This is a genomic window from Rhizobacter koreensis, assembly GCF_013366375.1.
GTDB classification, from domain to species: domain Bacteria; phylum Pseudomonadota; class Gammaproteobacteria; order Burkholderiales; family Burkholderiaceae_C; genus Schlegelella_A; species Schlegelella_A koreensis.
Genome location: NZ_JABWMJ010000024.1, coordinates 1 through 19,828, shown reverse-complemented (window position 1 = coordinate 19,828; position 19,828 = coordinate 1). Strand labels below are relative to the sequence as shown.

19 protein-coding genes are annotated in these 19,828 nt (G+C 70.4%); 14 read left to right on the top strand and 5 right to left on the bottom strand.

Translation table 11 applies throughout. From position 1 onward, the window contains the following. The 4 genes from HQN59_RS25105 to HQN59_RS26450 form a co-directional block, all read right to left on the bottom strand. Positions 1–1,050: ATP-binding protein (locus HQN59_RS25105; RefSeq protein ID WP_342451319.1), on the bottom strand; the 1,050-nt coding region annotated here is incomplete at its 3' end. 108 nt (positions 1,051–1,158) lie between these two features. Beyond that, positions 1,159–1,500, bottom strand: a complete 342-nt coding sequence (locus tag HQN59_RS25100; protein ID WP_176071885.1) for a hypothetical protein — start codon at positions 1,498–1,500, stop codon at positions 1,159–1,161. 11 nt (positions 1,501–1,511) lie between these two features. Next, complete coding sequence (locus HQN59_RS25095) at positions 1,512–1,787, bottom strand: hypothetical protein (RefSeq protein ID WP_176071884.1); 276 nt, start codon at positions 1,785–1,787, stop codon at positions 1,512–1,514. 92 nt (positions 1,788–1,879) lie between these two features. Then, a complete protein-coding gene (locus tag HQN59_RS26450; RefSeq protein WP_246295169.1) occupies positions 1,880–2,518 on the bottom strand; it encodes a hypothetical protein in 639 nt (212 codons plus the stop codon). 703 nt (positions 2,519–3,221) lie between these two features. On the opposite strand from HQN59_RS26450, the gene HQN59_RS25085 reads away from it, so the two are divergent. From HQN59_RS25085 to HQN59_RS25070, 4 genes are all read left to right on the top strand, one after another. Continuing rightward, on the top strand, positions 3,222–3,992 hold the full coding sequence (locus tag HQN59_RS25085; protein ID WP_176071883.1) for an AcaB family transcriptional regulator: 771 nt from the start codon (positions 3,222–3,224) through the stop codon (positions 3,990–3,992). A gap of 484 nt (positions 3,993–4,476) precedes the next feature. After that, complete coding sequence (locus tag HQN59_RS25080) at positions 4,477–4,839, top strand: helix-turn-helix transcriptional regulator (protein WP_342451318.1); 363 nt, start codon at positions 4,477–4,479, stop codon at positions 4,837–4,839. Positions 4,840–5,173: 334 nt separating this feature from the next. Further along, a complete protein-coding gene (locus HQN59_RS25075; RefSeq protein ID WP_176071882.1) occupies positions 5,174–6,115 on the top strand; it encodes a site-specific integrase in 942 nt (313 codons plus the stop codon). Positions 6,116–6,147: 32 nt separating this feature from the next. Then, positions 6,148–7,458 carry a DUF1173 family protein gene (locus tag HQN59_RS25070; RefSeq protein WP_176071881.1) on the top strand — a complete coding sequence of 437 codons (1,311 nt, stop codon included), beginning with the start codon at positions 6,148–6,150 and terminating at the stop codon, positions 7,456–7,458. Here HQN59_RS25070 and HQN59_RS25065 read toward each other — a convergent pair. Continuing rightward, positions 7,376–8,047 (bottom strand): DUF6988 family protein, encoded by a 672-nt coding sequence (locus HQN59_RS25065; protein WP_246295168.1) that lies wholly within the window; start codon positions 8,045–8,047, stop codon positions 7,376–7,378. The two genes, HQN59_RS25070 and HQN59_RS25065, sit on opposite strands and share 83 nt — an antisense overlap. A gap of 192 nt (positions 8,048–8,239) precedes the next feature. On the opposite strand from HQN59_RS25065, the gene HQN59_RS25060 reads away from it, so the two are divergent. From HQN59_RS25060 to HQN59_RS25015, 10 genes are all read left to right on the top strand, one after another. After that, positions 8,240–9,514: a recombination directionality factor gene (locus HQN59_RS25060; RefSeq protein ID WP_342451317.1), complete on the top strand. Its 1,275-nt coding sequence runs from the start codon at positions 8,240–8,242 to the stop codon at positions 9,512–9,514. A 116-nt stretch (positions 9,515–9,630) separates the two neighbouring features. Beyond that, on the top strand, positions 9,631–10,914 hold the full coding sequence (locus HQN59_RS25055; protein WP_176071879.1) for a metallophosphatase family protein: 1,284 nt from the start codon (positions 9,631–9,633) through the stop codon (positions 10,912–10,914). Between the two features lie 208 nt (positions 10,915–11,122). Next, complete coding sequence (locus HQN59_RS25050; RefSeq protein WP_176071878.1) at positions 11,123–11,476, top strand: hypothetical protein; 354 nt, start codon at positions 11,123–11,125, stop codon at positions 11,474–11,476. A gap of 211 nt (positions 11,477–11,687) precedes the next feature. Then, a complete protein-coding gene (locus tag HQN59_RS25045) occupies positions 11,688–12,899 on the top strand; it encodes a TolC family protein (RefSeq protein ID WP_342451316.1) in 1,212 nt (403 codons plus the stop codon). Beyond that, positions 12,896–13,513 carry a hypothetical protein gene (locus HQN59_RS25040; protein WP_176071876.1) on the top strand — a complete coding sequence of 206 codons (618 nt, stop codon included), beginning with the start codon at positions 12,896–12,898 and terminating at the stop codon, positions 13,511–13,513. Before HQN59_RS25045 ends, HQN59_RS25040 begins: the two co-directional genes overlap by 4 nt. After that, the gene (locus HQN59_RS25035; protein WP_176071875.1) at positions 13,513–14,640 is read left to right on the top strand and encodes an efflux RND transporter periplasmic adaptor subunit; all 1,128 of its coding nucleotides are present in this window, start codon (positions 13,513–13,515) and stop codon (positions 14,638–14,640) included. Before HQN59_RS25040 ends, HQN59_RS25035 begins: the two co-directional genes overlap by 1 nt. Before the next feature lie 15 nt (positions 14,641–14,655). Beyond that, positions 14,656–17,802 carry an efflux RND transporter permease subunit gene (locus HQN59_RS25030; protein ID WP_176071874.1) on the top strand — a complete coding sequence of 1,049 codons (3,147 nt, stop codon included), beginning with the start codon at positions 14,656–14,658 and terminating at the stop codon, positions 17,800–17,802. A 79-nt stretch (positions 17,803–17,881) separates the two neighbouring features. After that, complete coding sequence (locus HQN59_RS25025; RefSeq protein ID WP_176071873.1) at positions 17,882–18,253, top strand: hypothetical protein; 372 nt, start codon at positions 17,882–17,884, stop codon at positions 18,251–18,253. Positions 18,254–18,256: 3 nt separating this feature from the next. Continuing rightward, a complete protein-coding gene (locus HQN59_RS25020; protein WP_176071872.1) occupies positions 18,257–19,309 on the top strand; it encodes a DMT family transporter in 1,053 nt (350 codons plus the stop codon). A 258-nt stretch (positions 19,310–19,567) separates the two neighbouring features. Then, on the top strand, positions 19,568–19,744 hold the full coding sequence (locus tag HQN59_RS25015) for a hypothetical protein (protein WP_176071871.1): 177 nt from the start codon (positions 19,568–19,570) through the stop codon (positions 19,742–19,744). Positions 19,745–19,828 lie beyond the last annotated feature (84 nt).

Below are 19,828 nucleotides of genomic sequence, written 5' to 3'. Positions count from 1 at the left end.
GCCCACGTCGTCCAGGGCCACCAGCTGCACGGCACCCGACTCGATGGCCTCGCGCGTGGGCGCGGTCGGCACCGGCGTCAGATGGCGACGCTCGCCATGCTCCACCTGCACCGGGTAGCCCGAGACCAGGCTGCACAGCTCCGCCGGCAGGGTGCCGAGGTCGTTCAGCAGGTCGAGGTGCCCCCAGCCGCGCATCACGCTGTAGTAGGTGTCGATGAAGTGGCGCGGCGGCAGTTCGGCCTTGGCGATCTCCAGCGTGCGACGCCAGCAGGCCTTCAGCTCGGTGTCGATGCGCTGGCGCTGCACGTCCTCGTCGATCAGGCGGTCGCGGTCCGGCAGCCGCGCCATGAACTGGCGCGAGTCCAGGTGCACGACGTTCACGTCCTCGCGGCTGGACCAGGCCGGCCGCAGCACGCAGAAACCCTGCAGGAACACCCAGGTGTCGTGGGTGTACCGGCCGTCGCGCGTGCCCGCGAGGTGCACGGCGCCGATGGCGCTGGCCTGGGTGGCCAGGTGGGCCTCGGCCATGGCGCGCCTGAGCGGCTCGCCGTTGAACCACACCGGCACCGGAAACCCGGCGCACAGTTCCTCGACGCGCTGCGCGAGGTCCGGCAGGTCGACGCCGTGGAGCTCGACCCGGGTGCCTGCCACCGCGTCACCCAGGGCGCACTCCTCGACCTCGACCAGTGCCTTGGCCAGTGCGGCCGCGGTGTCGATGTCGACGCGGCGCCGGCCCGAGGCCACGACGCAGCGCGAGGCGGCGTACAGGCACTTCGAGAACCCGACGCCGAAGGGGCGCTCCTGCGTGCAGGTGTCGGCGTCCCAGCCCGACTCGTGGAAGCTGAGCAGCTTCTGGAAGTCGTCCAGGCCGTGGCCATCGTCCTGCACGGTCAGGGTCTGTGCCTGCGGATCGTGGTCGATCCGGATCAGGCTGGCGCCGGCACGGCGCGCGTTCTGCAGCAGCTCGGACACCAGGGTGAACCGGTTGCTGAAGGCATGGCGCTGGTTGCGCAGCGCGCCTTCTTCGTTGATTCGGACTTGGATCTTCATCGTTGACTCCTTCGGGGGCATCCCGATCGGGGGAAGAACCGGCGGAAGCACCCCTGGCGGGATGCACCCGCCGGGGTGTGTGGGCCGGTCAGCGCGGATCGGTGCCCATCAGGGCGTCGTGCGGACCGGAGGGGTGAACAACTGGCCGGCAGCCTGCGCCTCGACGAGGCTGTGCTCCAGGAACTCCCAGAGCTGCAGGTGCTGGCGACTCAGGACCTCGCCGTGGTGGCCGAGGCGCTCGACCAACGGCCCGGCGGAATGGCCACCGGGTTCGGTGAGCGGCTGCCAGTGGACGCGGTAGACGAGCCGGTCGGCACCGGCGATGACGAAGGTGCGGCCGGACCGACCGGTCAGCACTTCGCTCTCCTTGACGAGGTACTCGATGTCCTCGGGCGCCTGCACGGACAGCAGGCGCACGCGGCCGGGAACCAGGCGTGCATCGGTGTGCATGGCGGCTCCCCTCAGTGCCGGGTCAGCCGAATGGGCTGGTCCGACGCAGCGTCCGGGACGCAGGGCGCCTCCGGACGGGCGCCCTCGATGGGGCGGGCCACCGGCGGGTGCCCGGTGGGTCCCACTTCCGGGAGGGTGTTGTCGCTTGCGAGCGGCAGGATGCAGTCGGCGCCGACCTGCAGCCGGACTTGCTCGATCAGCAGGGCGTCTTCGTAGTCCATGCGCCCGGTGATGCCGTAGGCGACGACGATCGCCAGCAGGCAGAGGGCTTCCTTGAACGTGAGCATGGTGAGTTCCTTAGAACGGATGGGCGCGTGCCGCCGCGGCCTGACCGGATCGGTCGGCGCGGCCCGAGGCACGGCGCCCGAGGTGGGCGTGATCACGCGAACAGGTCGCCCTGCACGGACATCTGCTTGAGCTGCTCGTTGATCCACTGGGGATTGCGGGTCAGCCGGGCCTCGACCCATTCGGGGTGGGTCGCCACGGCCTCGCGCACCCAGTCGGGGTAGCGGGCCAGCGTCGCGTGCAGCCAGGGCCGCAGCCCATGACGGATGCGCTCGCGAACCTCCTCGGCGTCGACGAGTCCGCAGTACGGGATCGGCGACAGCGGGCTGCAGCCGACCACGCGCAGGCAGTTCACGAACGAGAACGGCAGGCCGTCCTTCTCGCGTTCGGTGAACACCCAGCGCAGGGTGTCGAGCTTCTCCTCCAGCGGGGTGGCCGGGTCGGCCAGGTGCCGGATCTCCTGAAGCAGGCGCCAGTGCAGCAGGACGATGTCGTCCTCGCTCCACTCGCCCACCCACTCCTCGAGGGTGCTGCCCGGTGCGCCGGTGGCGCTGTTGGCGCTGTCTGCGCCGGCTTCGTCCTGGAGATCCAGGCCGGCCGGGATGTCGAACGGGGCGTCGATGACGAACGGGGTCGTCGTCGAGCCGAGTCGGGCTCGGTTTGCGTCGAGGCTTGCCGTGTGCGGCGAGCCGACAGGGGCGCCGGCCTGACGGCAGGCGTTGGTGCTGTGCATCGTGGACTCCTTGGATGCGAAGGGAGCCCACGTGCACCCCGTGGCGGGGGCGTGGGCCCCCATGCGGGTGACGGTTGGGTGATGTGGCCCCGGCCGCCTTGCGGGCTGGGCCTGGAACTCCAGGGCTGACAAGGTTCAGTGGCGCGCGCGAGCGCGGTGATCGGTGTCAGCGTCCGATCGGGGGGACATCGGCGAGAACGGGACGAGCCCGGGAGGCAAGGGCGCGGTCGGTGCGGCGCTCGAGTGGATGCGCTCGGCACCGGGTCGCAGCCCTTGCCTCGAAGGCCCGGCCTGAGGCGAATGCCCCGGCGTGCCTGATCGCTTGCGCGGTCCTCGGCACGGCGATGCACAGGGGCACTCGACGGAGCGACACCGCAACGGGTGTCCCCCATCGGTGGGGCGTGCATCACCGCGATTCGATCGTCCCCACGGGTGCCTGTGCGACCTGCACGGGCACCCACGCGGGGGATCAGTTCAGGAGATCTCCAAGGCTTGCCGAGTCTGGATGCAGGGCCAGCTGCTGCATGGCGCCAAGGTAGGTCGCCGGTTCCGCCCGGTCAATGGGCCGATGCCCGTCGCCACGCAACTGATCGCGAAAGCGCCCCGAGGTGCCGGGGCTTTCGTGTGGCAAAGGGTCGTGCACGTTCGGAAGATGCGATCGACCCCGTTGTCGACCCCGTTGTCAACACAAGGAGCCGCGGGCATGGCCAATGTCGAGATCGTGAAGGTGGACCAGGGCGGCGCCAACGCCCGCATCCTGGCCCGCGAAGCCAAGGTCGACTTCCGTCGCGTCGAGGCGGCCAGCCTCAAGATCGCCACGCGGTTCAGCAGTGCCGAGGGCAAGCGCATGTTCGTTCGCATGTTCAACACCCTGCAGCTGAACATGCATTTCATCTCGGTCATCGCCCGCACCCGGCTCGACCACGACGACATCGGCAGGATCGAGACGGCGCTGCGCGGCAGGATCGATGCCGCCACCGCCAGCCTGAACGAGGCCATCGACGGCGCCGAGGCGCTGTTCAAGGCCCACGGCATCACCAGCCTGGCGTCCTACGACACGGTGCCGCTGGACGTGGACGTGCGCGTGCTGTCGTCGATCAGCCGCCGATTTCTGGAGGTGCTGGTCAAGCTCGACCAGCTGATGCCGCTGCTGCAGACGCTGGAGATCCATGAGGTGGTGTCGGCGCAGGCGGTGGACACGCAGCGTGCGGGCCTCAAGCGCCAGGTGCGCGACATCGCCAACGGTGCGCGCAGCTTTGCGACGGGCCTGCGGCGGCGCATGAACGCGCTCGATGCCCGCGCCACTTCGCCCGAAGATGCTGAAGGCCCTGACGATGAGCACGGTGCCGCCATCGGCGAAGCCGTCGATTCGACGACCAGGGCACCGGACGGACCCGCAGAGCCCCCACCGTCAGCGGGCCGCGACGCGGAGCTGCTGCCTGCGCCGGCGGCGGTTGCTGCGGTGACGGAGTAGGCGGTGGAATTGCAGGCCGTCCGATGTCTCTCCCAAGCGGCGGCACCCACCGACGCTTGCGCGGGCAATCGGCGCGGGCGTGTTGCCCTTGAGCGGTGCGGACGCTACCGTGTGTCCAGGCCATGGCTTGCCCGCAGAGGCAAGTCGGCGCCACCGTAGCGCCGATCACCCGTTTAACGGGCGAATCGCCCGGGGCCTCCACCCGCATCGGGTGGCGTCGCAGTCGATACCTGCCTCGTCCAACGTCGGCACGCTGCCTCCGGCGTGCCGGTCAGTTCCGGCGGTCCCGCCTTGCCCCGCTCGGCGACCGAACGCACCCGGTGCCGGGCTCGGCCCTCCGCCGCATCGAACGCGCGGACCCGCACCGCTTGGCGGCCGGCATGCACCCCCAAGGGGGTGGCGATCGAATCACACCGAAGAGGGCCCTCGGCAGGGGCCCTCTTCGGAAGGCATCTTCATCCACCGCGCGAACGGAACGCCCGCGGTGGTCCAGCAGTCGAGCGTTCCCGGGCGGCTGGCGCGTTTCCTGACCGAGCGCCGTCGTCGCAGAGCAGGTCATGACCTTTGCCGGCTGCATGCCGATGAGAGGCCGATCATGCCCCGCGTTTCTGTTCCCGCCACCCCGTTGGCGGATTCCCCGGCCGCAACGCCCAGTGCTGCGCTGCCGGATACCGGCTTCCTGCGCCAGCCGCAGGTGCTGTCCTTCGTCCCCATCTCCAAGTCCACCTTGTGGCGGCGCGTGCATGCGCGCACGTTCCCGGAGCCGGTGAAGCTGTCCGAGCGCGTGACCGTCTGGCGCGCCGAGGACATCCGCCGCTGGATCGAGCAGCAGGGGGTTGCGTCATGAGACACCTCGAAAGGCGTCGGACGCATCGCGCTGCACGCAGTAACGCCTCGGCAACAAGGCGGCACGTATACGCGGGCACATTGAAGCCGCAACGTGGTGGGGCGAGGTCGCGCCGAGGCCGCGAACGCGACAGGGCCTGGCGTGTATCGGCCGCGAAACGACTGGTCACACGGGAGTCGCAGGTTCGCGCGTTAGACGTAGGGACGCCATGCATGTGCTCGGGCCGTGCGTGGTCCATGCCGTCGACATCGACGAAGCGATTGGCGCGAAGCGACCACGACGCCGCGCCCCGCCAGCGTCCGTCGGTGGTTCCGTCGTCCAGGGAGTAACAACAATGGAAGACGATCCGGAAACCGCCGGCGATCGCCGGCAGACATTGCAGACGATCCAGATGCTGCGCGAGGTGATCGACGGCGATCCCTACGCGACCGTGGCGCAACGATGGGGTCTGTCGCGGTCGGCTGTCGACCGGCGCATCAAGGGGCTGGCGGTCCAGCTCACCCAGGCGGTGGGCGTCGATGGCCTGCAGGAGAGCGGCGCCGCCTTCGTGAAGCGCCTGCGCATGCACCGCGACGCGATCCTCCAGGCGCTGGAGCACTTCGACCCCACGCAGGTGAGCTCCCAACGTGAAGCCCGCGTGCTCAAGCTCGACGAGGTGGACCTCGGTGCGCGCCGCGTGCGCAGCCGATCCACGCGGCCGCTGCACGACCTGGCGCTCTACTACCTGCCCTTCGCGACCGGCCTGCGCCCGCTGGAAGTCGCGCGCCTGACGGTGGGCGACTACCTGCTGGAGGACGGCAGTGTGCGGCGAGAGTCGAGGGTGCGCGCCGATGTCGCGATCAACGGCAGGGACCGGCCGCTGTTCTTCAGCCACCGGCGTCTGGACGAAGCGCTCGGCGACTACCTCGACGAGCGGCTCCGTGCCGGCCACGGTCTTGGCGCCGCCGAGCACTGGCGCGGCCTGGATCCGCACGGCCCGCTGTTCCTGGGCGCGGAGGGCGAGGTCTATCCGATCACGCCGAACGGCGGCGAGGGTCAGAACCGCTACGTCTGCCGTCCCCTGCTGGAGATCTACCGCAAGATCTTCCGCCAGGCCGACATACCCGGTCTGTGCACGCAGTCCGCACGGCTGACCCTGATGTCCCGGATGTACGAGCGGGGCGCCGACGAGGACCAGGTCGGGCTGGTGCTGGGCATTGCCGATCGAAGTGCCGTGCGCGAGCAGCTGCCGAGGCCGCGACCCGAGCTGGCCAAGGTGCTGGAGGAGCTGGCGTGACACGGCGCGCCGGCTGAAGGGCTGCAACGGCGATGGAGTCGGGGAAGTCGTCGGGGGTGGACGGGCAGCGCTTTGCGATCGGTGGGCGCGTGGTCGACGCCGACGACCCGCAGCTGCAGGACCTGCTGGCACAGGCCTACGAGGCGCCGGGCCGGCCGCGGTGCCTGTGCGTGGCCGGCGGCGTCGAGATGTACGTCGCCTTCCATCGGCACTTCCAGATCAAGCGCATGCCGGAGACCGGGGACCGGCACCACCCCGCCTGCCCGAGCTACGAGCCGGGGCCTGCGATGTCGGGCCTGGGCGAGCTGGTCGGCGAGGCCGTCGTCCAGCTGGATCCGGCACGGGTGGAACTGCACGTGGACTTCCCGTGGGCGCGTGTGCCCGGGCGGCCTGGGATGGGCCGCGAACCTGCCGAGCCGTCGGAGGTTGGCCGCACCCGTCGCCGGATGAGCCTGCGGGCGCTGATGCACTTCCTGTTCGAGCGGGCCGGTTTCAACCACTGGTCCCCGGCCATGGCCGGGAAGCGCAACCAGGCGGTGCTTCACAAGTACCTGATGCAGGCCGCCGAGGCGATCCAGGTGAAGGGCGAGCCGCTGTCGCGGCGGCTGTACGTGCCGGAAGCCTTCAGCGAGACCGCGAAGGCCGAGCAGGCTGAACGGCGGCGTGCCCGGCTGTCGGTGCTGCAGCCGCATGACGGGCGTCAGCCGCTGGCGGTGGTTCTGGGGGAGTTCAAGGGATGGGAGTCGGCGCCCGCGGGCGCGCGCATCTGGATCCGCCACATGCCGGACGCACCCTTGCTGGCAGACGCGCGGACCTGGGCGCGGGTGCAGCGCGGCTTCGCGCCACTCTTCGAGGCGCTCGACTCGGACGGAGGGCGAGGGCTGCGACTCATGCTGGCGGCGCTGATCCGGGCCCGCCGGGAGCACACCTACGAGATCGACCTCGCCAGCCTGATGCTGACCAGCGAGGAGTGGATTCCTCTGGAGGGGGTGCACGAGGCGCCGCTGGTCCGAGCGCTGGTGGCGCAGGGTAGGCGGTTCATCAAGCCCCTGCGGTACGACGCGCGATCGGTGGCCGGGTTCGCGAATGCCATCCTGCTGGACGTGGGCGCGGAGCCGGTCGACCTCCATGTCGTCAGCGGCTTCATGGGCGAGGCCGAACAGGGTGCCAAGCGAAGGGCATTCGAGTCTGCCCGGGCCAGGTCCTGGCTCTGGTTGCCTGGCGAGGCCATGCCTGTCCTGCCTAACCCCTCGCCGAGGCTCACCGCTGGAGCGGCGGCATGCAGGCCGCATGCAGGCCCGACAACCGTCCGACCGAACCCCGCAGGCCGGGGTCCTGACTGACGATCACGATGACGTTGGCCAGCATCAGCGAGAGCAGGTTGCGGTTCTGCAGCACGGACGTCAGCTTTCCTGCCGGGTAGTCCCGCAGGGCGTGGACGACCAGGTGGACACCACCGTGCACGAACGAGTGCATCACCTTGACGGTGCCATGCAGTCGCTTCAGTTCGGTGGCCGCCGGGCCGGCGACCGCACCGATGGCATCGATCATGGCGGGGATCGGTGGCCCCATCTGGGGTTCCGAGAGTTCGCCGTCCGGCACAGGCGCCGAGAACTTGTCCAGCCAGTCCTCCTTGGCGGCGTGAAGCACCCAGGCGGCACGGACAACTCCCTCGAACTGCAGGCGGATCAGACTGAGTGCGGTCCCCGTCAAGCCGGCTTCGATCAGGACCCGCTGCGCGATCGCATGCTCGATCGCCGAACGACAGAAGGCCAGGCAGATGGTCGAGCGGCGGGACGACGTGTTCCAGCCGGCTCGAAGCAGTGCGACCAGATCTTCGTCGAAGGCCTCGGAGGCGGCGAGTACCCGCCGCAGTTCCTCGTGGTCTCTGTCTGCGCTGTCTTGTGGGCTTGAGGGCGACTCGGCTTGCATGGAAGGGGCGGGTTCGGGAGATGCGACTGCACGGGACCATGGCGTGCGGACCGAGTCGCATCATGGCATCCGGACAGCACCCGGGGTTGAAAGCACGGGTCGAGGCGGGACGATGGTTCGTCGGAATCCCCCGACACCCACCGAGGAACACCGATGGCCTCTTCACCGTCCCCCGATTCCCGGCCCGCCGTCGTGCTGCACGGCGGGCCCACCGCTCTGCCGACCCTGCTGGGTTACGGTACAAACGGAACGCCCCGCCTGCCCACGGGCGGCAAGATCCGCGCGGGCATCAAGGTCCTGACCCGCCGGGCCGCCGAGGTGCCGCGTGCACAGGCGATCTACGACCAGGGCCTGAACCAGGGCCAGTCGTTCGACCAGATCGAGCGTGCGCTGGCCGAGGCCTGCCCGGAGCTCAAGAGCCCGCTCGTTCCACGCAACGTGCCGTGGTTCACCGTGCGCGCCCAGGACTTCCCGAACCCGGAACTGGCGACGCAGATCCTCGACCTCCATGGCGAGGACCGCGGCGAGGGCCGGCGCCTCTACCGCTTCCCGGTGGTGTTCCCGACCGATCGCTGGCAGAGCGTGATGCCGCATGAACTGGCGACCTGGGGTGCGCAGGACAAGCGCTTCTGGTCCGAGTATTCGACCGACGGACGCTGGCGCCACTGCATGACGCACGCACCGGTGCCGGTGGACGCGACGGGGCGCCGCACGGTGCGGCTGTTCGGCGGCCGCAAGGCGATCCCGCGCGAGGACAACGGCGGCCTGTGCCAGCCGGAGTGCTGCCCGGAGTACCAGCAGCGGCAGTGCAACCTCACCGGACGCTTCCTGTTCTTCATCCCCGGCATCCGCTCGATCAGCGCCTTCGAACTGCACACGCGCAGCTTCTACGCGATGAATGCGGCGATCCGCACCTTCGAGACCGTGGCGTTCCTGCGGGGCGGCCGGCTCGCCGGATTCCTGGACCGCCAGGGCACGCCGTTCTACCTGACCAAGCGGCTGATGGAGGTGGCGCACATCGATGACCAGGGGCGGCCTGTCCGCGTGCCGCAGTGGATCATCGAACTGGAAGCGCCGGTCGACGTGGCGACGCTGATGCGGGAGCAGGACGATCAGGACACCGTGCTCCTGCAGGCCGATGTTGCCGCCCGCGTGCTCCAGGGGCACCGGGCGGACGCTTCCTCGACGCCTGGGAAGGGGCTGGAGTCCGTCGACGAACCTGTGGCTGCGAGCGACTCCACGGCAGACGGCATGCCACCCACGCTGGAGCATGTGCTCGGGCGGCTGGCCGCGATGGGCGTGCCTGCGCAGACCTGGCTGCGCTACGCGGCCACGCGCTGGGGTCCTGGGTGGAAGCTCAATCCGCAAGGGCGGCAGCGGGCCTTCGGCGAGCTGGAGCGCTTCCGGAACGATCCGAAGGGCTACGCGGACAAGGTCAACGCCGAACTGCAGCAGGTGGCATCGTGAGCGCGCCCGGACGACTGCCAGGCGGAACCGGTGCGCAACGCGTGGAAGTGCCGCGCAGCCCGGATGGGCGTCCGCGAGCGCACGGTTCGCACCGTCAGGCGCATCGCTTGCGGGTGGTGCACCTTTCCGACCTGCACTACGGGCCGCGCCATCTGGAGGAGGCCGATCGCTGCTTCTCGGCGGCCGTGGACCGCGCCATCGAACTCGCCGTCGATGTGGCCGTGATCTCCGGGGATGCCACCGATCACGCCCTGGACCTGCATGCGCCCGCGGCACTGCGGCTGCTGGCGCAGGTGCGGCGGCTTGCCGACCATTGCCCGGTGCTGATGCTCCAGGGCACGTGGTCGCACGAGCCGCCCGGCACGCTGTCCGTGTTCAGGATGCTGGGAAGCCGCCATCGGATCTTCGTCGCGGACCGGATCGGTCAGGTGGCGTTGATGGGCAGCGGATCGTCTGGGGATCTGTCGGTGACCGATGCGCCTGCCGCCGACCTTTGGCTCGCCTCCGAAGGCCCGCGATTCGCAGAGGTGCCGCCTGGCGCCAGGGCAGTCTTCACCTGCATTCCCGCGATCAACAAGGCGGCCGTCGCGGCAGCGGTCGGCGCCACCGCTGCCGCCGAGGCCCAGGGCGAACAGTTGGCCCGGCTGCTGCAGGGCTACGCCGGCATCCACGGCCTGGCCCGTTCTGCCGGCGTGCCGACGCTCGCGGTGTCGCATGGCACGGTCTTCGGCTGCGTGACCGAGCACGGCGTGCCAATGGCCGGGTTCGACCACGAGTTCACCACCGGGGCGCTGTTCAGCACCGGCGCGCAGGCCACCCTGCTCGGCCACATCCATCGGCACCAGGCCTGGACGCAAGGGGAGGGCGAACGTCGCCAGTGCATCGCCTACGCCGGGTCCATCGGCCGCTTTCACCATGGGGAGCAGGGCGACAAGGGGTTCCTGCTGTGGGAATTCGGACCCGACGGGGTGGACTGTCGCCTTGAGCCGACGCCCGCGCGCCGGACGCTGGACATCGTGTTCGAGGGCCGGCCCGATCTGGACCAGTTGCGAGAGGCGGCGAGCGCGCAGGAACTGGCCGGCGTCAGCGTGCGGGTCCGATGGACCGTGGCCGACGAGGACCGGCACGAGGTGGACCGCGGTGCCATCGAGCGTGCCCTGGCTGGCGCCGCCGATGTGCAGCTCGAAGGGCGTATCGTGCCTGTGGTGCGCACCCGCGCGCCCGGCATCTCGCAGCTCGTCAGTCTGGCCGACAAGGTCAGGGCCTGGGCCACAGCGACGGACGTCCACGCACCGCCGCTGCTGCAGTGCCTGGAACGGGTGACGACGACCGAGCCCGAGGACATCGTCGCGGAGGCCCTGACGCCACCTGCCGACGATGTTTCGGGAGCCGATGCTTAACGCGAGCGACCGTTGGTGTACAGGTAGCGGGCGCTCTGCCTGCGCCGAGCAGGACCCGCTGACGACCATCTGCAGACACTCAGAGGTCAGCGAAGCTGACGTTCGCATGCGCAGCGGGTCACGGTTTGTTGACACACGGTGTTTGCCCTTGTAGCGAGAAGACTGCTTCGTCACGACAGAGAACCACGCTTCGATAGACTGTCGACCCATGCGTCGTTCCCTGGTCGTCTTCGTGATGCTGGCTGCCATGCTCTGGCAGTCGGTGGCCATGGCGCGCCCGGGATCGACCGTCAACGTGCTGGCCGACCTCGAACACGCGGTCCTGCACTGGCAGGAAGAAGGTCACCACCACCACGACGATGGCAGCTTCCACCTCGACGACTCGCAGGCGTCGAAGTTCCATGTGCTGGCCGACCACCTGACCACCGCCACCGCGCTGCTGCCCGCGGTGTCGTATCACTTCCCGCCCGTCTCGTCCTCGCGACCCGGCGGCTTGCACGACACACGGGTGCCCGACCCGTTCCTCGACGGCCTGCTCAGGCCGCCTCGACCCCACGCCTGACCCGCCCTCCGCGGCGGGCGCTCTGCCATGGGCGCCCGGCCTCCCGCCGGTTTGGGATTCGCCATCGACCGCAGGTCCGCCGCCTGACGCCTGGAGTGCGTCCGCGGCGCCTCGACGTGAGCGACCCGCCTCCGGCCGTCGATTCGTCAGGACCATCGTGAAACTTCGATCAAGGCTCGCTGCCTGCGCACTCGCAGGCAGCCTGGCCGGCGTGCCCGCATGGGCCCAGCCGGCTGCATCACCGACGCCACCAGCCGCAGCTCCAGGCGCGGCAGCGGCCCCCGTCACCCTCCGCACCGCCCTGGACGCGGCCTGGCAGCGCGCTGTTGCGGCCCGTGAGGCCGAAGGCCAGCGTCGCCGTGCGGACGCTGACCGCATCGCGGCCAGCAGGCTCTGGGCGGCGGCCCCGACGCTGGCGCTGAGCCACCGCAACGACCGCCTGCAGAGCAACGCGGGCCGGCGCGAGACCGAGGTCGGCATCGCCGTCCCGCTGTGGCTGTCGGGCCAGCGCGCCGCCCGCTCGGGCTCGGCCGACGCGGCGATCGCCCAGGCCCAGTCTGCCGAACAGGTGGCTCGGCTGCGACTGGCCGGTGAGCTGCGAGAGGCGTTGTGGCTGATCGCCGGCCTGCAGGCAGAAGCCCGCCAGGCCGAGGCACAGGCGACGGCCCTGCGGCAGCTGGCCTACGACGTCGATCGACGTGTGCGCGCGGGCGATCTAGCCCGGGCCGATGGCCTGGCGGCGCAGGCCGAGTTGCTGGCCGCGTCGGCCGCCTCGGCCGACGCTCGCCAGCGCCTGCAGTCCGCGCAGGCCCGCTGGACGCTGCTGACCGGGCTCACGGCGCTGCCGGCGCTGGCCGACACGCCCGCACCGGACGCCGCCCCGGTCGATGGCGCTGCGCACCCGGAGCGCGTGCTCGCGAGCCAGTCGACCGAACTGGCACGCAAGCGGCTGGAGCTGGTGCGCCACTCGCGCCGCGATGCGCCGGAGCTGAGCGTGGGTGTGCGCCAGGACATGCCGGGCCGCGGCGAAGCGTCGCAAGGCAGCCTCGTCGTGGGTCTACGCCTGCCCTTCGGCACCGATGACCGCAACCGCCCACTCGAAGCGGCGGCGCTCGCCGAGCTCGACATCGCCCAGGTGAACGAGCAACGGCTGCACGAGCGGCTCGAGAGCGATGTCGCCACGGCGCGCGAGGCCCTGCGCTCGGCGCAGTTGCAGCTCGAGGCTGCGAACGGCCGGGCCCAGCTGCTGCGCGAGCGTGCCGCCCTGATCGACAAGTCCTTCCGCGCCGGCGAGACGCCGCTGCCCGACCTGCTGCGCGCCCTGGCGGCCGCCGCCGACGCCGACAGCGCCGCCGCCCGCCAGACCGCCGCGCTGGGCCTGGCCCGCGCCCGACTTCAACAAGCTCTTGGACTCCTGCCATGAAACCCTCGCTCCTTGCTCTGGCCCTGACCGGAGCCCTCGCGCTCCAGCCCGCATTGGCGGCACCCGGTGCACACGGCCCGAACGGCGAACACCTCGACGCCCCTGCATCGCAGGCCGCCACTTCCGCGCTGCCGCGCCTGGAGGCCAAGACCGAGGCCTTCGAGCTGGTGGCCACCCTGCAGGCCACGGAGCTGTCGGTGCTGATCGACCGCTATGCCACCAACGAACCGGTGCTGGGCGCTACGCTGGAGGTGGAAGCCGGCGGCATCAAGGCCCGCGCCACGTTCCACGCCGACCTGGGTGACTACGCCTTCGACGACGCCAAGCTGCTGGCCCTGCTGCGCACGCCGGGCGAACACGCGCTGGTCTTCACCCTGGTGGCCGGTGCCGAGACCGACCTGCTGGACGGCACGCTGGTGACCACGGCCGCGGGTGCCGCGGCCGCTGCGGACCACAGCCACGCCCATGACGACCATGGGCACGACGACCACGGGCACGACCACACGCTGGAGTACGCAGCTTGGAGCGTGGGTGGCGTGCTGCTGCTCGCGGGCGCCTACGTCTGGCGCCGTCGCCGTGCCGGGAAGGCCGTTGCGCCGAAGGGAGCCCTGTGATGAAGCACCGCATCAAGCTCATCGTGGCAGCGACCCTGCTCGCGTGCTCGACGGCCTTTGCCGCGCCGGGCGCCCACGGCCCCAACGGCGAGCACCTGGACGCCCCGGGCGCGGCCGTCAACGCCTCGGGCCTGGCCCGCCTGCCCGATGGCAGCGTGAACGTGCCCAAGCTGGCCCAGCGCCGCATGGCCATCCGCACGGTGCTGGCCCCCGAGTCGGAAGCCGCCGCGACCGTCGAACTGCCGGGCCGCGTGATCGTGGACCCCAACGCCAGCGGTCGCGTGCAGGCGGTGCATGGGGGCCGGATCGAGCCCGGCCCGCGTGGCCTGCCGGTGGCGGGGCAGGCGGTCAGGCGCGGCGACGTGCTGGCCTACGTGCGCCACCACGCCGAGCCCTACGCGCTGGGCGCGCAACAGGCGCAGCTGGCCGAGCTGAAGGCCCAGCGCCAGATCGCCGAGCAGCGCGTGCAGCGCCTCGAAGGCCTGGAGGGCACAGTGCCGCGCAAGGAGATCGAAGCCGCCCGCACCGAGGCGGCCAGCTTGGCCGAGCGCGAGCGCAGCATCGGGGCCAGCCTCGCGGCGCGTGAGGCGCTGCTGGCCCCGGTCAGCGGCGTGATCGCCCGTGCCGACCTGGCGGTGGGCCAGGTGGTTGAGCCGCGCGACGTGCTGTTCGAGGTGGTCGACCCCGCGCGCATGCTGGTGGAAGCGACCACGGCCGACGCCACCTTGGCCACGCGTGTCGCAGGCGCCTCCATCCAGGAAGCGCCCGAGGCCAGGCTGCGCCTGCTGGGCGCCTCGCGCTCGCTGCGCGATGGCGTGCTGCCGATGACCTTCGCGGTGGCGCCCGCCAAGCCCGGCGACGCATTGCCGTTGGCCATCGGCCAGCCGGTCACGGTGGTCGCACAGTCCAAGGAGCGCATCAAGGGCGTGGTGTTGCCGGCTCAGGCCGTGGTGCGCAACCCGTCCAACGAGCCCATCGTCTGGATAAAGTCGGGTGCCGAGCGCTTCATCCCGCAGCCGGTGCAGTTCCGGCCGCTCGATGCGAACACAGTCGTGGTGACGCAGGGCCTCGGCGCGGACAACCGCGTCGTGGTGCAGGGCGCGCCGCTGATCGCCCAGATCCGCTGAACGGGAGCCACCCTCATGTTCAACTGGATCGTCCGTTCCAGCCTGCACAACCGCCTGTTCGTGCTGGCCTTCGCGGCGCTGCTGATGGTCTACGGCGCGATGACGGCCTGGCGCACGCCGGTCGACGTCTTCCCCGACCTCAACAAGCCGCTGATCACGGTGCTCACCGAGGCCGGCGGCATGGCCCCGCAGGAGGTGGAGCAGCTCGTCACCTTCCCGCTGGAGACGGCGCTCAACGGCATGCCCGGCGTGACGCGCGTGCGCAGCACCTCGGGCGTGGGCCTGTCCATCGTCTACGCCGAGTTCGACTGGGGCACCGACGTCTACCGCAACCGCCAGCTGGTGGCCGAGCGGCTGGCCATCGTGCGCGAGCAGATGCCCGGCGACATCACGCCGGTGATGGGGCCGGTCTCGTCGATCATGGGCGAGATCATGCTGGTGGCGTTGCCGCTCACCCCCGGTGACGGCAAGACACCGGCGGCCACGCCGATGCAGGCGCGCGAGTACGCCGACTTCGTGCTGCGTCCTCGGCTGCTGTCGATCCCCGGCGTCTCGCAGGTCATCCCCATCGGCGGCGAGGTGCGCACGCTGCGCGTGGCGCCCGACACCGCGCGCATGGCGCAGTTCGGCGTCTCGCTCACGCAGGTGGAACAGGCGCTGAAGGGCTACGCCGGCAACGCGGGCGGCGGCTTCATCGACCTGAACAGCCGCGAGTACCTGATCCGGCACCTGGGCCGCAGCAACCGCGTCGAGGACCTCGCCGGCATCGCCGTGGCCTGGAAGGACGGGCGCGCCATCCTGCTCGAACAGGTGGCCTCTGTATCGTTTGCGGCGGGGCTGAAGCGAGGCGACGCCGGCTACAACGGCCTGCCCGCCGTGATCGTCAGCGTGCAGAAGCAGCCCGAGGCCGACACGGTGAAGCTCACCGCGCAGGTCGAAAGCGCGCTTGCGGAGCTGAAGCAGGGTCTGCCGCCGGGCCTGGCCGCGCCGCGCGTGCTGTTCCGCCAAGCCGACTTCATCAAGGCCTCCATCGGCAACGTGGCCGAGGCGCTGCGAGACGGCGCCATCATGGTGGCCATCGTGCTGTTCGCCTTCCTGCTGTCGGTGCGCACGACGGTGATCTCGCTGGTGGCCATCCCGCTGTCGCTGGCGGTCACGGCGCTGGTGTTCCAGCTGCTGGGGCAGTCGATCAACGTGATGACGCTGGGCGGCCTGGCCATCGCCATCGGCGAGCTGGTAGACGACGCGGTGGTGGACGTCGAGAACATCCTGCGGCGCCTGAAGCAGAACCAGGCGGCCGGCAACCCGCTGTCGGTGCTGGAGGTGGTGCGCCGCGCCAGCGTCGAGGTGCGCTCGGGGATCATCTACGCCACCGTCATCGTGGTGCTGGTGTTCGTGCCGCTGTTCGCGCTGCCTGGCATCGAGGGGCGGCTGTTCACGCCGCTGGGCATCGCCTACATCGTGTCCATCGGGGCGTCGATGGGGGTGTCGATGACCGTCACGCCGGTGATGAGCTACTACCTGCTGCCGACCATGAAGCGGCTGGACCATGGTGACAGCCCGCTGGTGGCGTGGCTCAAGCGCCAGGACACGAAGCTGCTGCACTGGTCCTTCGGCCGCGCGAAGCTGCTGGTCGCGCTGGCCGCGCTCGCGGTGGCGGGTGCGGCGGCCACCGTGCCCTTCTTCCCGCGTGCCTTCCTGCCGGCCTTCAACGAAGGCTCGCTGGTGCTGGGCCTGGTGATGCAGCCCGGCACCTCGCTGGCCGAGGCCAACCGCGTCGGTGCGGTGGCGGAGACCTTGATCCGCGAGGTGCCCGAGGTCACGCAGGTGGGCCGCCGCACGGGCCGCGCCGAGCTCGACGAGCACGCCGAGGGCGTGCACTCGGCCGAGATCGACGTGGACCTCAAGCGCTCGGAGCGCGACCGTGAGGCCATCATGGCCGACATCCGCGAGCGCCTGTCCACGCTGCCGGCCCAGGTTGCCATCGGCCAGCCCATCGGTCACCGGCTGGACCACCTGCTGTCAGGCGTGCGCGCGCAGATCGCGGTGAAGATTTTCGGCGACGACACCGACACGCTGCGCGGCCTGGCCGAGCAGATGCGGGCGCAGCTGGCGACGGTGCCGGGGCTGGTGGACTTGTCGGTCGAGAAGCAGGTGCTGATCCCGCAGATCACCGTGCGGCTGGACCACCGCAAGGCGGCGCAGATGGGCCTGTCACCGGGCGAGGCCATCCGCGTGCTGCAGGCGCTGACCGACGGCGCCCACGGCGCCGACATCGTGGACGGCCCGCGCCGCTACGAGCTGGTGCTGCGCCTGCCCGACGACAAGCGCAGCCCGCAGGACCTGGCGCGCACGCTGATCGACACGCCGGCCGGCCGCGTGCCGGTGAGCAGCATCGCCAGCGTCGAGGAGACCGACGGACCGAACCAGATCGGCCGCGAGAACGGGCGCCGACGCATCATCGTCTACGCCAACACCGACGGCGGCGACATGGGGCGCGTGATTGCCGACATCCGCCGCATCATCGATGGCACGAAGCTGCCCAGCGGCAACTTCATCAGCCTGGAGGGCCAGTTCCAGGCCCAGGAGCAGGCCACGCGCCTGATCGCCGGGCTGTCGCTGGTGTCGCTGGCGATGATCTTCCTGGTGCTGTACTCGCGCTACCAGTCGGTGGTGCTGGCCGGGATCATCATGGCCAACATCCCGCTGGCGCTGATCGGCTCGGTGGTGGCGATGTGGATCGCCGGGGTGCAGCTGTCGGTGGCGTCGATGGTGGGCTTCATCACGCTGGCGGGCATCGCCACGCGCAACGGCATCCTGAAGATCAGCCACTACATCAACCTGTGCCAGTTCGAGGGCGAGAGCTTCAGCCAGGCCATGATCGTGCGCGGCTCGCTGGAGCGGCTCACGCCGGTGCTGATGACGGCGCTGGTGGCGGCCTTCGCGCTGACGCCGCTGCTGCTGGCGGCCGACGCGCCCGGCAAGGAGATCCTGCACCCGGTGGCGGTGGTGATCTTCGGCGGGCTGGTGAGCTCGACGCTGCTGGACACGCTGCTGACGCCGGTGCTGTTCTGGCTGTTCGGCGAGAAGGCGACGAAGCGGCTGACGGCGCCGGAGCCGGACGCCGCAGCGGATGCTGCACCGACGCAGGAAGCCTACTGACCCCGTTCCGAGCTGAGTTCCAATCAGGCCTTGCGGCGCCGCCTGTGCCAGTGCGCCGCACCCGAAGGAGATTGACGTGATGAAGAGCAAGCTGTTGGCCGCCGCCGTTCTGGGCCTGTCAGTGCTGTCGTTCAACGCCCTGGCCCATGGTGGCGCCAAGCCCAAGCACGGTGGCGTCGTGGCCACCGCCAGCGACCTGGGCTTCGAGCTGGTGGGCACGCCCACCGGTGCCGCCATCTACATCGAGGACCACGGCAAGGCCATGGCGCCCACCGGCATGAGCGGCAAGCTCACCGTGCTCAACGGTGCCGAGAAGTCCGAGGCCGAGCTGGTGGTGGCCGGCGACAAGCTCGAGGCCAAGGGCGTGAAGCTGGCGCCGGGCGCCAAGGTCGTCGCCGCGCTGACGACCTCGGCCAAGAAGGCCATCACGGTGCGCTTCACGGTCAAGTAAGCCATGCTCACTTCCGCACGGCTGCCGGCGCTGCGGGGCGGCCTGATGGCGTTGCTGGCGGCGGCGCTGTTCGGCATCAGCACGCCGCTGGTGCAGCTATTCGGCGCCGGGCTCGGCCCCTTCAGCACCGCAGCGCTGCTGTACGCCGGCGCAGCGGCCGTCGGCCTGCTGTCGCGCCAGCGCATCGAGCGCGAGGCGCGACTGCAGCGCAGCGACCTGCCGCGCCTGCTGGCCATGGCAGCCTTCGGCGCCGTGATCGGGCCGGTGGCGCTGGCCTGGGGCCTGCAGAACACCAGTGGCACCAGCGCCTCGCTGATGCTGACGCTGGAGGCGCTGTTCACCGCCGTGCTGGCCTGGCGCCTGTACCGCGAGACCATGGACGGGCGCGTGTGGGCGGCGATGCTGCTGCTGCTGGCCGGTGGCATGGTGCTGGTGCTGGACCAGGGGCGTGCCGGCAACGCCCAGCTGCTGGGCCTGCTGGCGGTGCTGCTAGCCACGGCCGCCTGGGGCGTGGACAACACGCTCTCGCGGGCGCTGGCCGAGCGCGACCCGGGGCAGGTGGTGCTGGCCAAGGCGACGCTGGGCGCCAGTGCCACCGCGCTGCTGGCCGTGCTGTTCAGCGAGCCTTTGCCGTCGGCCGTCGCGGCGGCAAGCTTGTTCGCGGTGGGCGCCACCGGCTATGGCCTCAGCCTGCGCTTCTACCTGCTTGCGCAGCGAGCCTTCGGCGCCGCGCGCACGGGCTCGGTGTTCGCCTTCGCGCCCTTCATCGGCGCGGCGCTGGCCGTGGCGATGGGCGACCGCTCGGCTAGCGGCTGGATGGCTCTGGGCAGCCTGCTGATGCTGGCCGGCGTGGTGCTGCACCTGGCCGAGTCGCACGGCCACGAGCACGAGCACGAGACGCTGGAGCATGAGCACGCCCATCGCCACGACGATGGCCACCACGACCATGCGCACGACCCCATGCCGGCAGGCGAGCACAGCCATGCCCATCGGCACGAGCCCATGCGTCACGCTCACGCGCATGTGCCGGATGCTCACCACCTCCATAGCCACTGAGTCGCGGCCAGGCTCCTCAGCACGGGTTGAACCCGTGCAGAAGGCGGATCAACGGCATTCGGGTTGCCGACTTTCTTGGGGCGAGTGTCAGCTTACCGGCGTGAGTACGTACGTCTGCTCCTGGCCGTCTTGGTGAGTCGGGTTGCCCGAGTCGAATATGCGGTCCCGGAACGTCAGCGGTCACTCGGCGCTTAGGCCTTGATGCCGGGAATCTGAGGGGCAATCTGTTCGGACTTCCACTCCAGAACACGACGCATCATGCAGCCTCTTTCACTCAGGCTCCGGGGCTTCCGGGGCATCCGTGACGGCCTCGGGCTGGACGAGCTGACCGTCGATCTGGAGCGGCTGGCCGATGGTGCCGCGCTGGTCGCCATCGCAGGCGCCAACGGCCGCGGTAAGTCCACGGTGATGGACAACCTGCATCCCTTATGTTGAATTCGCTGCGTCAACAATCGTCCAACACGCGGCGTTTCACTTGTTTCACTGCCTCTGCAGGGTGGTTATCAACGGGCACGACAA